Here is a 15,821-nt window from a genome sequence, read left to right on the forward strand (position 1 = left end):
AATCATGCCGCGGGAGGAAATGACGGTCGCACTCGCGATAGCTTCAGCATGCGCAAAGCCAGTGTTGAGCACCAATGCGCGGGAACTGGCGCGTGACGCCATTTTAGATACCTTGGCCTGTATGGTGGCAGGCCGCGACGACGTCAGCACGCAAAGCGTTGTGAAAGCCTTTGCAGAATTCAGCGCTGGTGGAACTGCTTTGTCGGTTGCGGGAGGAACAGGCAGCCCGATGTTCGCTGCGCTGGTCAATGGTACAGCAGCACATGCGCTCGATTTCGACGATAATTTTCTGCCCGGCATGAGCCATGCTTCGGCGGTGATCGTGCCTGCTATCCTGGCGTTGGCCGATCTAGATGAAACCGCAGGGGGGCGTCTGATCGACGCCTATCTGGCAGGACTGCAGGCGCAGGCGCTGGTAGGCAACGGCCTGGGACAGGCACATTACACAGCTGGCTGGCATGGCACCTCAACGGTGGGGAGTATTGGCACTGCTGTCGCCACGGCTCAAATGCTTGGTCTCGACATCCAGGCGACCGCACAGGCGATTACTATCGCTGCCAGTTTCGCATCCGGCACGAAAGGTCAGTTCGGCACGCTGATCAAGCCGTTTCATGCGGGCATGGCCGCGCGCAATGCTGTTGAGGCTGCATTGCTCGCAAAAGCTGGAATGGAGGCACGGCCCGATATTCTGGAAGGGGAGCAAGGTATTCGTGAGCTATTCGCTGGTGACCCACGTCTCAGCTGGAATATCGAAGATATCCTCATCGACAAGGCGCATGTGATTGAAACGGCCGGTGTCATGCCGAAACGGCACCCTTGCTGTGGGTCCACCCATATGATCGTCGACTCATTGCTTGATCTTAAGGAAGAGCACGGGTTTGATGCCGAGGATGTTGTGGCTGTAGACTCTTTGGTCGGGATCGCGAATTATCGCAATCTCGCATATACGCAGCCGACCGACCAGATGCAGGCACGCTTCTCAATGCAATATTGCGTCGCACGCGCCTTGCGGCAGGGCTATCTTGCACTTGCAGATTTCACCCCAGAGGCTGTGGTTGCTTTCCGGGACGATCCACTGCTCGATGTTATCGCCATGCGAAGTTATTCGATAGAGGAAGAACGGGTATCAGCGGAAAAGCTGCCGCATGTCGCAACCGTTACACTGAAAAACGGACGTGTTTTGCAGGCGTCGCGCAGCTTCGCTGTTGGTACTCTGCAGCAACCTTTCAATGCCGATGATCGGACGCGGAAATTTCTGGATTGTTGTGCGGCGATTCCGGTCGCAGATAAGATCTATTTGGATTTGCGCGGTCTTGACGATGCAGAGAACCTGAAAGCTGTTGCGGCACTTTTCACGCGGCCTTGATGTTTTAACTCGGCGCAAGACTTCCGGCGTTGTGGCCACTTTTCTGGGAAACCAGTTGTGAGGCGCGGCGCCAGAAGAGTTCCGCCTGTTTGTTCCTGAATTGGGGTGTTCGGTAAACACGGATTTCGATCAACAGATCGGTGTTTGTTTCACCGGCGCGGACCAGCACGCCGCGCTTCAATTCATCGTCGACAAGGCTTTCCGGTATCCATGCAACACCGTGTCCGGAGACCGCCATTGCCTTGAGCGCAACAGACATTCCGTTTTCGTAAACCGTGTTCAATTCGAAACCATGTTTCTCAAACAGCCAGGGCAGAGCGAGAGAAAAGAACGAGTTGCCACGATAGCTGAGGAAGTCGATCGGTAGCGACTTTTCCTTCAGGCTATGCAGGGCCTGTCCATTCGGCGCAGGAGCGGATACAGGGATGACCCTCTCGGTGCCCAGTGCCAAAAACGGATAACCGCCAAGATCGTCCATCTGCGGAACAGCCGGATGCGCATAAGTCAGGAAGAAGTCGCAATGCCCGCTGACGAGTGTGGAGATATTACCGACGAACGATGAATGCGGATCGGCAAAACGGGCGCGGAATGAAGCCCCAGAAGCTTCAATCTGTGCCATCCAATGCGGGAAGAATGTGAGCGACAGCGTGTTGAGTGTTGCGAAAGAAATGATTTCCCACGTTGCGCTGTAGCCGTCGCTGACACTCTTGCGAGCACTGAGCAGCATTTCGAGAGCATCTTGTGCCCGCGGAAGAAAGCATTCTCCTGCCTTTGTCAGGCATATCGGGTTGGATGAGCGATCGATTAGTGGCAGACCAACCCAGTCTTCCAGTTGCTTGATGCGCTTACTGAGAGCGGACTGCGTGATATTGCGGTCACCTGCAGCACGGGAGTAGCTCCTGTGTTCCGCGAGGCTGACGAAATCTTCCAGCCATTTTAGTTCCATAGTCTGTACCAATGCATCGGATAAGCGAAAATGATCCCGCCCTGATTTATAACGCGATCCGGCTCCATTGAGTTAGAACCCATCCGATGTTTTCGATCAAACGATAATCTGACTGATAGTGATAAACAGATAGAACTACCCACCTGATTGCCTTTACATCGAGTCGCGTACGCGCTCCCATGCCTTGGTCAAATGGCGTCCCAATACTTCAGACAGTCGGGTTGCGTCGCGGGCTTCCAGCGCCTCGATCATTTCTTGGTGCTCAGATACAGCCGCCGCCCATTTCTCGGCGCCTTCGTGGCCGACGAAACGGATCCGCTTCAATCTCGTCTGCAGCATCTGGTGAATGTCAGCCAGCGTGGGGTTCTTGGCAAGATGAACGATGGCAAGATGAATCTGCTGGTTCAGTTTGTAATATTGCAGTCGGTCAGCATGCTTGTAGCGTTCGATCATTTCATCGTGCAGCGAACGAACCTCGGCGATTTCCTTGTCGGTCGCAAGCTCGCAGGCGAGTTTCCCAGCAAGTTCTTCCAGAGTACGCAGGACGGTGAGCATGTCCCTGACATCAGCTGCACTGAACCGTTTCACAATAGCGCCGCGGCTTGGAACAAGCTCGACGAGTCCCTCGCTGGCCAGATACTTGATCGCCTCACGCAACGGTGTCCGGGACACACCGAGTTGTTCTCCGAGCTGGCCTTCATGCAGGCGCGTGCCGGGTTCCAGCTGCCCTTCGATAATCATGTCGCGCAGATGGTTGACGAGCATATCGTGCAAGGCCGTGCGGCGGAACGCTTGTGAGCCGTTGTCGGCTTGCCCGGTTTTCTGAATTTCGTCCATCGGCCTTTTTCTCAAAGAGTGGTTTCGAATCCTCATCGCACCAATTGAGGCGAAGATGGCTGGCCCGCTTTCAACCGTCAACATAAAATGCTGCATACAGAATACAAAATGCTTGCGCCGTACGGAAGACCATCTTATGAATGCTGCATACAGAATGCAGACGAGGAGGATGCTAATGTCCGTTACTGGCGCTGAACCGAGCGTGATCGCGCTTGCAATGGGGGATCCAGCTGGTGTCAGTCCAGAGCTGACAGCCCGTCTGCTCGCTTTGCCGGATGTCAGAAAAGAAGCGCATATCATCGTCTTCGGTGATCGCCGCATTCTGGACGAAGGTGCGTATATCGCAGGTGTTAAGCTTGATTTGCCGGATGCCAACCTCGAAAATGCGCCTAACATGCCGGTCGGCAAACACGTCTTCGTTGACTTGAAGAATCTCGATCCGAAGGATGTTGTGCGTAGCGAAGCCACGCTGGTTGGCGGAACTTTCGCAACCCAGAACTTTCGTACCGCACTGAAATTTGCCGATGCTGGACATGCGCAGGCTGTTTGTTTTACGCCGTTCAACAAGCAGGCGATGCGGTTTGCCTATCCGGGTTACGACGACGAAATCCGCTTTGTTGCCGATGTGCTGAGCTTCACAGGCAAGGTGCGTGAGTTCAACGTTCTGGAGAAAGTCTGGAACGCGCGCGTGACGTCGCATATTCCGCTCAAGGATGTAGCCTCGACCCTGACTGTTGAAGGAATTCTCGCCGAGCTGGAACTGGCTTGGGTGTGCCTGAAGAAAGCGGGATACGACAATCCGAAGATTGCAGTGGCCGGGCTCAACCCACATGCCGGTGATGGTGGCAGCTTTGGCATGGAAGAAATCGACATTATCGAGCCTGCAGTAAGGGCAGCGAAGGCCAAGGGTTTCGACGTCGATGGCCCGTTCCCGGCTGACACAGTGTTCCTGCGTGCGCTGAAAGATGATTTTCAGGCGGTGCTGACCATGTATCACGATCAGGGTCAGATCGCGATGAAGCTGATGGGCTTCGACAAAGGTGTGACAATGATGGGCGGATTGCCATTCCCGCTTTGCACGCCGGCCCATGGAACAGCCTACGATATTGCTGGAAAGGGCATCGCCGACGTGGGAGCCACGCGCGAAGCGATCCTGCTCGCGGCACGAATGGCGAAAAGAGCAGCAGCACTTTCAGACGCTGCCTGATTTTCGTCATTTTGACACTATCGGCATGGGGGGAGGCCCATGCCGCTTAACTGGGAGGATAGACCATGAAGAAGTCTTTGCACATTGCCTGCCTGGCAGCAGGAGTGGCAATAATCGCATCATCCGCTCTGGCATTCGAGCCGACACGGCCGGTGGAGTTTGTCGTGACTGCAGGACCGGGCGGCGGCACGGATATTTTCGCGCGTACGATCCAGTCGATCATCGGCAAGTATGACCTGATGAGTGCGCCAATCGTCGTCACAAACAAGGGCAGCGCGGGCGGAGCAGAAGGTTTTGTCTACACTGCCGGCTATAAGGGCGATCCATACAAGCTCGCTTTCGGCACGAACAACGCCTATCTTTTGCCGGTGCGCGCAAAGGTTCCTTATAAATCGGCAGATCTGGTCCCAGTTTCGGCACTGGCTTCGGATGAATTCATTCTTTGGGTCAACGGAAAGTCTGAATTCAAGACAGCCGCAGAGTTCATCGCCAAGGCGAAAGATGATGCGGGCCTGAAGGTTGGCGGCAGCCAGTCCAAGGACGTTGACCAGATTTTGACATCCATGATCAACGATGCCACGGGCTCGAAACTCGGCTACATCCCGTTCAAAAGCGGTGGCGAAGCTGCCGTCCAGCTCGCGGGCGAGCACATTGCTGCCAACGTCAACAATCCCAGCGAGAATCTTGGCCAATGGCAGGCAGGCATGGTGAAGCCGCTTTGCGTCTTCAAGGGCGAAAAGCTCAAAGGTGACGGCAAGATTGCTGGCGATATGGGGTGGAGCGACATCCCAACCTGCAAGGAAGCGGGGATTACAATCGAAAATTACGCCATGCCGCGTACTGTATGGCTTCCTGCGGGCGTTGATCAGGACGTCGTTGATTACTATGCAGGCGTACTCAAGAAGGTTGCCGAAACACCTGAATGGGCGAAGTATCTTGCCGATAGTTCGCAATCTGCCGCCTATATGAGCGGTAATGAACTCTCATCCTTTATCAAGAACGATGAAACAGCGGTAACGGCCGTGCTGAAGCGTGAAGGCTGGCTTGCCAACTGACGTTTCGTGCATTTGTGCAGACGCCGCCGGCGTCTGCACCATTCATTGAAGGAGCTTATCCAATGAGTGACAAAGGCGAGGCCGGAATTTCCCGCTTCATCGTCGAGGCGAGCGTAGCTCTTTTGACGGGTGGGTTGGGAGCGGTGGTCTGTTATGGCTCACTACAGGCTGGTATAGGCTGGACGGAAATGGGGCCGGATGCAGGTTATTTTCCGTTCTACATCGGGCTACTGATCATGTTCGGAAGCGCGGTCAATCTCGTTCTGGCATTTGTAAAACATCGTGGTAGTGGAGAAGTATTCGTTGAACTCTGTCGGTTGAAACCTGTTCTCGGTTTCGCCTTGCCGCTGGTTGCCTTCGCTGCCATATCGACGGTTCTCGGACTATATGTCGGTACCGCGCTCTATATCGCTGCAGCGATGATGTTTCAGGGGCGCTACAAGTGGAGGGCTTCATTGCCAGCGGGTATTGCCGTTTCCCTCTTCTTTTTCGTCATTTTTGAAATCGGCTTCAAGGTTCCGCTCCTTAAAGGTCCGGTGGAGGCTTTCTTCGGCATTTATTGATACCGGAAAGTCCGATGTCTTGGGAGGAAAGACATGGAAAACTTCAGTCTCCTGATGGATGGCTTTGCCCACATACTCAGTTTCAATCATGTTTTGCTGATGATGCTGGGTGTGACGCTTGGAATTCTGGTTGGTGTCCTGCCTGGATTGGGTGCGCCCAATGGTGTTTCCCTGCTTTTGCCACTGACTTTTACAATGGACCCCATCTCCGCGATCATTCTGTTGTCCTGTATGTATTGGGGGGCATTGTTCGGTGGATCAACCACGTCCATTCTTTTCAATATTCCGGGCGAGCCTTCGTCCGTTGCCACCACTTTCGATGGATATCCGATGGCGAAGGCCGGACATGCGAGCCGCGCCCTGACTCTGGCATTCGTTTCGGCTGGCATCGGCGCGCTGGCTGGTGTGGTGATGATTACACTGCTCTCTAGTTGGGTTGCCAATTTCGCCCTGCGATTTTCATCGCCAGAGTATTTCGCTGTTTATTTTCTGGCTTTTGCCAGCTTCATATCCATGGGCGCTCAATCGCCCTTCAAGACGCTCGTTTCCATGATGATCGGTTTTGCCTTTGCTTCGGTAGGCATGGACACGATCTCCGGCAATTTGCGCCTGACATTCGAAATACCGGAACTCATCAAGGGTATCTCCTTCCTGATTGCAGTGATGGGCCTGTTCGGGATCGGCGAACTGTTGCTGACGACGGAGGAGGGGCTGCGCTTTGATGGCATCAAGGCACGGGTGCGCCTCGGTGAGATCGGGCGCACGCTTCTTGAAATGCCACGCTACTGGTTCACGCTTGCACGCTCAACGCTGATCGGTATCTGGATGGGCATAACGCCCGCCGGGCCAACGGCTGCATCCTTTATGAGCTATGGCGTGGCTCGTCGTTCCGCCCGCGATAAATCGAAGTTCGGCAAGGGAGACCCGCGCGGTATCGTGGCTCCGGAAACCGCTGACCATTCTGCCGGTACATCTGCGCTTCTCCCCATGCTGGCACTTGGTGTTCCGGGTTCGGCTACCGCTGCCGTGATGATGGGTGGCCTGATGATCTGGGGTCTCACTCCTGGCCCGACATTGTTCACGGATCGCCCGGATTTTGTTTGGGGCCTGATTGCATCCATGTATCTCGGTAATATCGTCGCCGTTATTCTGGTCATTGCGACCGTGCCGCTCTACGCATCTATTCTGCGCGTGCCGTTCTCGATCATCGGACCGATCATTGTTGCGGTCATTTTCTCCGGCGCTTATCAGGTCGCCAACTCGATAACCGACGTCTGGCTGGTGATCGCATTTGGCGTGCTGGGCTATATCTTCAAGAAACTCGACTATCCGCTGGCACCGTTGGTTCTCGCCATGGTTCTCGGAGACAAGGCAGAAGATGCATTCCGCCAGTCGATGATGATGTCCAGCGGTCAGCTTTCGATATTCTGGTCGAATGGCCTGGTTGCATCGTTGATGACGCTCGGCGTCTTCCTGCTTGTTTCACCCGCCATCTTCTGGGGCATTGGCAAACTGCGGAACCGGAAACCCGAAATTCCCTCCGGTAACGGCAACGTGGCCTGATGTCGATGGATCACGCAAAAGAACAGGAATGTAAGTTGCAACAGACGACTTCCAAATGGACACGCGAAACCTGGCCAATTGCAGCAGCGATGATCCAGTATCCCAACATGCTGCCGGATGGCAGTTCGGTGCAGGATCAGTCGGCAGAAGATTGGGTTCGCACTTTGTCCGATGTTGCGGATGCAGGGTTTACCGAACTCGATCCAACTGACAGCTGGCTGCGACTGGCTGACTTGTCATCCGTCCGTCTCAGTGAATTTATGGCGGTCGTCAAATCGCTCGGCTTTACTATTCCTGCAATTTCGACGTCGCGACGCAGCGTGATCGACGCACAACACGGCGACGAATATCTGGCTTATGGTCACAGGGTTATCGACACCGCTAAGGAAATTGGCGCGAGCTGCGTTTCCTTCGGGCTTTTCGAACCGCTGACGGACGTTCAAAAACAGGCATTGTGGTTCTGGACGGTCGATGGTGCTAAGAACCCGGACGATCCGGTTGTGTGGAACAAGGCTGTTGAGCGAATTCGTGAACTCGGCCGCCATGCGGAGGAGCTTGATATAGAGCTGTCGCTTGAAATGTACGAGGATACCTATCTCGGCACTGCGGACAGCTCGGTCCGTTTTGTCGAGGACGTGGGGCTCGACAATGTCGGGATCAATGCCGATCTAGGTAATCTCATCCGTCTGCACCGTCCGGTCGAACATTGGCAGAAGATGATGGAGAAGGTAGCGCCTTACGCAAAGTTCTGGCACGTCAAGAATTACACCCGTACGGAAGACCCAGCATCCGGTGTGACCGTCACGCATCCAGCTCCCCTTGAAAGCGGGATCATCAACTATCGTACGGCTATCAGGATGGCGCTGGATCACGGTTTTGCCAGCCCCTTCTTATGCGAACATTATGGTGGCGACGGGCTCTCCGTTTCGGCTACAAATCGTGACTACCTGCGCCGCATCCTGCCACGCGGCTAATGACCCAGACCAAGGACTGTTTCAATGACGACGATTTTCGACGCGCCGGAGGAGTTTGCCTCGACCGCTCTTGCCGGGTTTGCCAATATCTATAACCGCTATGTTCGCCACGTGCGTGGCGGCGTTGTTCGTTCCACAAAGGTGCCTCAAGGCAAAGTTGCTGTGGTTGTCGGAGGTGGCTCGGGTCATTACCCGGCATTTGCTGGTTACGTCGGGCCGGGCTTCGCGGATGCAGCAGTTGCTGGTGACGTATTTGCTTCGCCTTCCACTGCGGCAGTGGCGCGCGTTTGCCGACAGGCGCACAAGGGCGGCGGTATTCTGCTGGGATTTGGCAATTACGCCGGAGACGTTCTTAATTTCGGTGTTGCCGCCGAACGTCTGCGTGCCGAAGGTATTGATGTCCGCATCGTACCCGTAACCGACGATGTGGCTAGCGCTCCGGCGGATATGCATGAAAAGCGACGCGGCATTGCTGGCGATCTGGTTGTGTTCAAGATTGCGGGTGCGGCTGCCGAAGCCGGTCTGTCACTGGACGAAGTCGAACGGCTGTCACGCCACGCGAACGCGAACACTGTCTCCTTCGGCGTTGCCTTCAAAGGCTGCACCTTGCCGGGCGCGTCGCACCCGCTCTTTACCGTACCGGAAGGCCAGATGGCGCTTGGTCTCGGCATTCACGGCGAACCGGGGATCAAGGAGGAGGCGATCCTGCCTGCCTCCGGTCTGGCAAGCCTGCTGGTGGAGAAACTTCTTGCGGAACGTCCAAAAGGAACGCAAAAAGTTGGCGTTATCCTGAATGGCCTCGGTGCGACCAAATACGAAGAACTGTTTGTCCTGTGGACGGCGATCGCGTCGCTGCTGGAAAAAGCTGGTCTTGACGTTGTCGCTCCGGAAGCGGGTGAATTTGTCACCAGCCTAGATATGCAAGGTTGTTCACTGACCCTTCTTTGGCTCGATGACGAACTCGAGCGCTACTGGACAGCAGCTTGCGATACTCCGGTTCTACGTCGCGGCGAAGCGATTGCAGTCGAGCCTGCAAACAATGTCATTGCCAACGAGGATGCAGCCCCCGATTTCGCTAAGGCGGATGAAGCCGGGCGTGCTGGTGGCGTTTGCATTCAGGGAATTTTGCACGCCGTCGCAGACGTGTTGGTCGAGGCTGAAGAAGAACTGGGCCGCATCGATGCCTTCGCCGGCGACGGTGATCACGGTCAGGGCATGCGACGCGGCTCTGCAGCTGCAAAAGATTCAGCTGATCAGGCCGTCAAGGCTGGGGCCGGGACCGCAAGCGTATTGGCTGTTGCAGGCGATGCCTGGGCAGATCGGGCGGGAGGAACATCCGGAGCACTGTGGGGACTTCTGTTGCGCTCGTGGAGTGCGGAGCTCTCCGATAATGGCAACATTGATGATGGTGCAGTCGTTCGCGGTGGCAGGCGCGCGCTTGATGCCGTAACAACCCTCGGCCGCGCGAAACCCGGCGACAAGACATTGGTGGATGCGTTTGTGCCTTTCGTGGAAACGCTCGAAAACGCATTTGCATCGGGCAAACCACTTGCTGATGCATGGAAACAAGCCGCTGAAGTCGCCAAGGTGGCTGCGGAAGCGACAGCTCCACTTACTCCGAAACTCGGTCGGGCAAGACCGTTGGCAGAAAAGAGCATTGGCCATCCCGACGCGGGCGCCATTTCACTGGCTCTGGTCGCAGAAATCGTCGGCAAGAAACTGAAAAGCTGAATTGTCAATCAGGCGGGCTGGTTCGAAGCCGGCCCACCTGACAGGCATTAAATGATTGTCTAAATAGCAATCAGGACGGGAGGATCTGGTAGAAATTATCAAGTTTTCCCGGCTTTGAGTGGGCTACCAGCATGACCAGTTTTTCCTGATCGAACACGCGAAACCAGTCTTCCCATTCCACGACCTCAAGACCGCCAGCATCCAAGGGTCGTTCGACATCGGCGACGAATTCCGGTTCGAAAACAATTCGCAAAACGGGCACTGCATCGGGGTCTATGGAAGTGCTGACAAAAGCCGGGTTTCCATTGCGAGCGGCCACCCAGTCCCGAATGGCTTCATGCGTATCAAGGGTGATCGTTTCACTCATCGGGAGCATTCCTCTGGTTGCTATCATTAAGGACATCTTTGGCTCGGCTGGCAGATGAGTCAAATGCAAGCTTTCGTAATGTGCCATGATATTCAGATAGGCCCGCTCAGGTTTCTGAAAAGACACTGCTCCGTTCACTTTCTTCATGAATCTGCAATCGGGGTAAAATCTTTCAGTCCATCCTGTTGACGACGGCTGTGCGTTCATTCATGTCGTAAACCGACTATCTGCTGTTACAGCCTGGAAATCCCCAAAATGACTGAACGTCTCTCTCTCGCACGCGACCGCATCAATGTTCTTCTACTGGAGGGCATCAATCAAACGGCCGTCGATTACTTCAAAGCCTCCGGTTACACCAATGTCACGCATCTGCCGAAGGCGCTGGATAAAGCCGATCTGATTGAAGCGATTTCGTCTGCACATATCGTCGGAATTCGTTCGCGGACGCAGCTGACTGAAGAGATTTTTGCTGCGGCTAACCGCCTGATCGCAGTCGGTTGCTTCTCGGTTGGGACTAATCAGGTTGAGCTGAAAGCTGCACGCAAGCGCGGCATTCCGGTCTTCAATGCACCATTTTCGAATACCCGTTCGGTCGCAGAACTGGTGATTGGCGAAATCATCATGCTGATGCGCCGGATTTTCCCACGCTCCGTCTCCGCACATGCAGGCGGTTGGGACAAAACGGCAAACGGCAGCCGCGAAGTGCGCGGCAAGACGCTTGGTATTATCGGTTATGGCAATATCGGTTCGCAGGTCGGCAATCTGGCCGAAAGCCTCGGCATGACTGTGCGCTACTTCGATACTTCCGACAAGCTGCAATATGGCAATGTCAAACCGGCTGCGAGCCTCGATGAGCTGCTGAAGATTTCGGATGTCGTCAGCCTGCACGTGCCGTCCAACAAGTCGACTTCGAAGCTGATTACCGAAGCGAAACTGCGCAAGATGAAGAAGGGAGCCTTTCTCATCAACAATGCGCGCGGTACGGTTGTCGATCTGGAGGCTCTGGCGAAGGTTCTGCAGGAAGGTCACCTTGCAGGCGCTGCCATTGACGTGTTCCCGGTTGAACCAGCCTCCAACAACGACAGGTTTGTCTCCCCGATTCAGGGGCTGGAGAACGTCATTCTCACACCGCACATCGGCGGATCGACAGAAGAAGCGCAGGAACGTATCGGTTTGGAAGTCACCAGAAAACTGGTCGAATATTCCGATGTCGGTTCCACGCTGGGCGCTGTCAACTTCCCGCAAGTCCAACTGCCGCCGCGTCCCACGGGTACGCGCTTCATGCACGTGCATGAAAACCGCCCGGGCATCCTCAACAGCCTCGTGAATGTTTTCTCGACGCATAACATCAACATCGCCAGTCAGTTTCTGCAAACCGATGGCGAAGTGGGTTATCTTGTGATGGAAGCAGACGGCGTCGGTGAGGCCAGCGAAACGGTTTTGCAAGCCATTCGCGAAATTCCCGGCACAATCCGGGCCCGTTTGCTCTATTGAGTGTATTTCGCAGCGCCAACTATCTCTGGCGCTGTGATTTCTCAAAACGTTTGATGAGGCGGTCTCGACGCAATCGCGAAAGGCGCTGAATCCAGAAAATACCATCGAGCTGGTCTATTTCGTGCTGATGGCAAACTGCGAGCAAGCCTTCCGATTCCTCGGTTTGCTCGGTGCCACTCAGGTCTTGATAGCGAATTTTGATGCGGGCGTGGCGCTCGACGTCGTCGACTACGCCCGGCATCGAAACGCTACCTTCCTGATGATGGATTTTTTCGTCCGAAGCCCAGACTATTTCCGGATTCACATAGAATTTCGGGGTTAGCTCGGTAGGTAGTTCTAAAACCACCAAACGTTTCGATATGCCGACATGTGGCGCGGTGATACCGATGCCCGGTGCTGCGCGCATTGTATCGAGAAGATCGGTGCCTAGTTCCTGCAAATCGCTGTCGAATTGGGTGACTGGCTCGGCAACAGCGCGCAGTCGTTTATCCGGATAGCTTACAATCGGGCGAACAGTCATCGGACCTCACATTCTGCATGCGGATAGACCTCGTATCCGCACGCGATCTTTTGGCCGATTTTCACCGTGACTTGCAAACACTATCGCAGGTGACCGTCACAATCCTCGCGCTATAACGAGACGCTGTACGTCGCTGGTGCCTTCGTAAATCTGGCACACGCGAACATCGCGATAAATGCGCTCAACCGGATAATCAGCAAGGTAACCGTAGCCGCCATGAATCTGAATCGCGGCGGAGCAGACCTGTTCGGCCATTTTGGAGGCGACGAGTTTGGCCATTGATGCTTCGGTCAAGCAAGGTTTGCCCGCCTCGCGCAGCGCAGCTGCATGGAGAACCATCTGACGGGCTGTCTCAATCTTCGTTGCCATGTCGGCGAGCCTGAAAGAGACAGCCTGATGTTCGATAATGGGCTTGCCGAATGTAATGCGCTCTTTGGCGTAAGCACATGCAGCTTCGAACGCTGCGCGAGCCATACCGACTGATTGCGCCGCAATGCCGATGCGTCCGCCTTCCAGATTGGCAAGCGCGATTTTGTAGCCCTGGCCCTCATCGCCCAGTCGGTTCTCTACTGGGATGCGCATGTTGGTGAAAGCGAGCGCACAGGTATCCGACGAATGCTGGCCGAGCTTGTGCTCGACGGAAACAACCTCGTAGCCCGGAGTATCGGTCGGCACGATGAAAGCCGAAATGCCTTTCTTGCCTGCCGATGGATCGGTAACGGCAAACACGATCACCACGCTGCCGTTCTTGCCTGATGTGATGAACTGCTTGGAGCCATCGATCACATAATGATCGCCGTCGCGGCGTGCACGGGTTTTGAGCGCAGACGCATCCGAGCCGGCCTGTGGTTCGGTCAACGCGAACCCGCCAATCCATTCGCCTGAAGCCATCTTGGGCAAAAAACGTTTTTTCTGTTCTTCGGTGCCGAAGCGCAGGATCGGAACGCAGCCGACGGATGAGTGGACTGAAACGATGGTCGAACATGCCCCATCGCCAGCAGCAATCTCTTCCAGCGCCAGAGCGTAGGCAACCGTACCGAGATTGGAACCACCCCATTCTTCCGGCACCAGCATTCCGAGAAAACCAAGCTCGCCCATTTCCGCGAGCTCGGCGCGTGGAAAAGCGTGCTCCCTGTCACGTGCGGCGGCGCCCGGCGCGAGCCGTTCCTGCGCGAACTGCCGGGCGGCGTCGCGAATCTGCTCCTGCGTATCGCTCAAGAGCATCAGACGATCCTCTCGATACCAACCGCAGTCGCTTCGCCGCCGCCCAGACATATGCCAGCAACACCGCGCTTCAGACCATGGGTTTCGAGGGCTGAAAGCAGGGTGACAAGTATGCGCGCCCCTGACGCGCCGATGGGGTGGCCAAGGGCGCAGGCGCCACCATGAATGTTGACTTTGTCGTGCGGTAGATCAAGATCACGCATGGCCGCCATGGTTACGACCGCAAAAGCTTCATTGATCTCAAAGAGATCGACATCTTTCAGGTTCCAGCCGATTTTCGCTGAAAGCTTGTTTATGGCGCCGATCGGGGCGGTCGGGTAGAGATTCGGCTTGTCGGCATGGGTCGCATGGCCGACCAGAACCGCACGTGGGGTGAGGCCGCGCTTTTCCGCTTCGGAAGCACGCATGAGAACAAGGGCTGCCGCCCCGTCCGAAATCGAGGAGGAATTGGCAGCCGTCACGGTGCCGCCATCACGAAATGCCGGGCGAAGGGTGGGAATTTTGTCCAGTTTCGCCTTGCCGGGCTGCTCATCAATGGAAATTTCAACTTCGTTACGTCCAGCTTTCACTGAAACGGGGGTAATTTCGGCAGCGAAAAGGCCGTTCGTGATAGCATTCTGCGCACGTGTCAGAGAGGCAATGGCGAACTCATCCTGAGCTTCGCGAGTAAACTGGTAGGCTTCCGCGCAGTCTTCGGCAAAGGTGCCCATCAGACGACCTTTGTCATAGGCATCTTCAAGCCCATCGAGGAACATATGGTCGATAATCTGGCCGTGTCCCATACGATACCCACCACGTGCCTTTGGCAGCAGATAGGGGGAGTTCGTCATGCTCTCCATGCCGCCGGACACGATGACATCGGCAGAACCTGCCAGCAGCAGATCGTGCGCCAGCATGGTTGCCTTCATGCCTGAGCCGCACATCTTGTTGACCGTCGTCGCGCCGGTTGAAACCGGCAATTCGGCTTTGATTGAGGCCTGACGTGCCGGAGCCTGCCCCTGACCGGCAGGCAGAACACAGCCCATATAGACATCTTCGACCGCTTCCGGTGCAAGACCCGCGCCCGCAAGTGCGCCGCGAATGGCGGCGGCACCAAGATCGGTCGCCTGGGCGTTGGCAAAATCGCCCTGAAAGCCGCCCATGGGAGTACGGGAAGCACCGACAATGACAATAGGATCGCTGTTGGACATGATTGTTCCTCGTTACTTTGCTGCCATGCGAAGTGCGCCATCCAGACGGATGACTTCACCGTTGAGCATCTGGTTTTCCACGATGTGGCGGGCAAGAGCCGCATATTCGTCCGGGCGACCGAGGCGAGGCGGGAAAGGCACGGAAGCGCCGAGGGCATCCTGCACTTCCTGCGGCATGCCTGCCATCATCGGCGTGGCGAAAACTCCGGGCGCAATGGTCATGACGCGGATGCCATGTCGCGCAAGCTCGCGCGCCACAGGCAAGGTCATGGCAGCAACGCCGCCCTTGGAAGCGGAATAAGCAGCTTGCCCAATCTGGCCGTCAAAGGCTGCAACCGACGCCGTGTTGATGATGACGCCACGTTCTCCGCCTTCACCGGGCTCGTTCTTTGCCATGGCTTCGGCAGCAAGGCGCAGCATGTTGAATGTGCCAATCAGATTGATCGAAATTGCGCGCGTGAAGCTTTCCAGCTTATGTGCGCCGTCGCGACCGAGAACTTTTTCGCCCGGTGCCACACCCGCACAATTGATGAGTATATCGACGTGCCCGAACGCCTCAAGCGCAGCCGCGATGGCAGCCTTGCCATCCGCATCGCTGGTGACGTCGGTGCGATGAAAGTTCGCCGCCGAACCAAGCGTCTTGGCCTGCGCTTCGCCAGCTTCCGCATTCACATCGAGAAGCATGACTTTGCCACCGGCATCGACGGCCATTTTCGCAACTGCTGCACCGAGGCCAGAGCTTGCGCCAGTAATCAGAAATACCCGATCCTTAATCTGCATAATC

Annotated in this window: 15 protein-coding genes; 8 read left to right on the forward strand and 7 right to left on the reverse strand. The window is 55.7% G+C overall.

The window, feature by feature from the left end; all coding sequences use genetic code 11:
- Positions 1 to 4: 4 nt before the first annotated feature.
- The gene (locus tag OANT_RS16005; RefSeq protein ID WP_012092539.1) at positions 5 to 1,366 is read left to right on the forward strand and encodes an MmgE/PrpD family protein; all 1,362 of its coding nucleotides are present in this window, start codon (positions 5 to 7) and stop codon (positions 1,364 to 1,366) included.
- Positions 1,367 to 1,370: 4 nt separating this feature from the next.
- Here the strand turns inward: OANT_RS16005 and OANT_RS16010 are convergent, their stop codons facing one another.
- Together OANT_RS16010 and OANT_RS16015 are read right to left on the reverse strand one after the other, a co-directional pair.
- Complete coding sequence (locus tag OANT_RS16010; RefSeq protein WP_012092540.1) at positions 1,371 to 2,312, reverse strand: LysR family transcriptional regulator; 942 nt, start codon at positions 2,310 to 2,312, stop codon at positions 1,371 to 1,373.
- Between the two features lie 153 nt (positions 2,313 to 2,465).
- Positions 2,466 to 3,149 carry a GntR family transcriptional regulator gene (locus OANT_RS16015; protein WP_040128426.1) on the reverse strand — a complete coding sequence of 228 codons (684 nt, stop codon included), beginning with the start codon at positions 3,147 to 3,149 and terminating at the stop codon, positions 2,466 to 2,468.
- Positions 3,150 to 3,324: 175 nt separating this feature from the next.
- On the opposite strand from OANT_RS16015, the gene OANT_RS16020 reads away from it, so the two are divergent.
- From OANT_RS16020 to OANT_RS16045, 6 genes are all read left to right on the forward strand, one after another.
- Complete coding sequence (locus OANT_RS16020; protein ID WP_012092542.1) at positions 3,325 to 4,356, forward strand: 4-hydroxythreonine-4-phosphate dehydrogenase PdxA; 1,032 nt, start codon at positions 3,325 to 3,327, stop codon at positions 4,354 to 4,356.
- Between the two features lie 65 nt (positions 4,357 to 4,421).
- Positions 4,422 to 5,411, forward strand: coding sequence for a Bug family tripartite tricarboxylate transporter substrate binding protein (locus OANT_RS16025; protein WP_010661730.1), 990 nt, complete (start codon positions 4,422 to 4,424; stop codon positions 5,409 to 5,411).
- A gap of 62 nt (positions 5,412 to 5,473) precedes the next feature.
- On the forward strand, positions 5,474 to 5,974 hold the full coding sequence (locus OANT_RS16030) for a tripartite tricarboxylate transporter TctB family protein (protein ID WP_012092543.1): 501 nt from the start codon (positions 5,474 to 5,476) through the stop codon (positions 5,972 to 5,974).
- Positions 5,975 to 6,007: 33 nt separating this feature from the next.
- Positions 6,008 to 7,537 carry a tripartite tricarboxylate transporter permease gene (locus OANT_RS16035; RefSeq protein WP_012092544.1) on the forward strand — a complete coding sequence of 510 codons (1,530 nt, stop codon included), beginning with the start codon at positions 6,008 to 6,010 and terminating at the stop codon, positions 7,535 to 7,537.
- Positions 7,537 to 8,511 carry a sugar phosphate isomerase/epimerase family protein gene (locus tag OANT_RS16040; RefSeq protein WP_012092545.1) on the forward strand — a complete coding sequence of 325 codons (975 nt, stop codon included), beginning with the start codon at positions 7,537 to 7,539 and terminating at the stop codon, positions 8,509 to 8,511. Before OANT_RS16035 ends, OANT_RS16040 begins: the two co-directional genes overlap by 1 nt.
- Positions 8,512 to 8,535: 24 nt before the next feature.
- Complete coding sequence (locus OANT_RS16045; protein ID WP_012092546.1) at positions 8,536 to 10,242, forward strand: dihydroxyacetone kinase family protein; 1,707 nt, start codon at positions 8,536 to 8,538, stop codon at positions 10,240 to 10,242.
- A gap of 70 nt (positions 10,243 to 10,312) precedes the next feature.
- On the opposite strand, the gene OANT_RS16050 is transcribed toward OANT_RS16045, so the two are convergent.
- On the reverse strand, positions 10,313 to 10,609 hold the full coding sequence (locus tag OANT_RS16050; RefSeq protein WP_010661735.1) for a hypothetical protein: 297 nt from the start codon (positions 10,607 to 10,609) through the stop codon (positions 10,313 to 10,315).
- Between the two features lie 255 nt (positions 10,610 to 10,864).
- On the opposite strand from OANT_RS16050, the gene serA reads away from it, so the two are divergent.
- On the forward strand, positions 10,865 to 12,103 hold the full coding sequence (gene serA / locus OANT_RS16055) for a phosphoglycerate dehydrogenase (RefSeq protein ID WP_012092547.1): 1,239 nt from the start codon (positions 10,865 to 10,867) through the stop codon (positions 12,101 to 12,103).
- A gap of 19 nt (positions 12,104 to 12,122) precedes the next feature.
- On the opposite strand, the gene OANT_RS16060 is transcribed toward serA, so the two are convergent.
- The 4 genes from OANT_RS16060 to OANT_RS16075 all read right to left on the reverse strand — a co-directional run bounded on the left by OANT_RS16060 (position 12,123) and on the right by OANT_RS16075 (position 15,817).
- Positions 12,123 to 12,623, reverse strand: a complete 501-nt coding sequence (locus OANT_RS16060; RefSeq protein ID WP_012092548.1) for a peptide deformylase — start codon at positions 12,621 to 12,623, stop codon at positions 12,123 to 12,125.
- A 96-nt stretch (positions 12,624 to 12,719) separates the two neighbouring features.
- The gene (locus tag OANT_RS16065) at positions 12,720 to 13,847 is read right to left on the reverse strand and encodes an acyl-CoA dehydrogenase family protein (RefSeq protein ID WP_012092549.1); all 1,128 of its coding nucleotides are present in this window, start codon (positions 13,845 to 13,847) and stop codon (positions 12,720 to 12,722) included.
- Positions 13,847 to 15,037, reverse strand: a complete 1,191-nt coding sequence (locus tag OANT_RS16070; RefSeq protein ID WP_012092550.1) for an acetyl-CoA C-acyltransferase — start codon at positions 15,035 to 15,037, stop codon at positions 13,847 to 13,849. The genes OANT_RS16065 and OANT_RS16070 overlap by 1 nt, the downstream gene beginning before the upstream one ends.
- 12 nt (positions 15,038 to 15,049) lie before the next feature.
- On the reverse strand, positions 15,050 to 15,817 hold the full coding sequence (locus OANT_RS16075; RefSeq protein WP_012092551.1) for a 3-hydroxyacyl-CoA dehydrogenase: 768 nt from the start codon (positions 15,815 to 15,817) through the stop codon (positions 15,050 to 15,052).
- Positions 15,818 to 15,821: the final 4 nt, after the last annotated feature.

It is taken from the genome of Brucella anthropi ATCC 49188, from assembly GCF_000017405.1.
Taxonomy (GTDB): domain Bacteria; phylum Pseudomonadota; class Alphaproteobacteria; order Rhizobiales; family Rhizobiaceae; genus Brucella; species Brucella anthropi.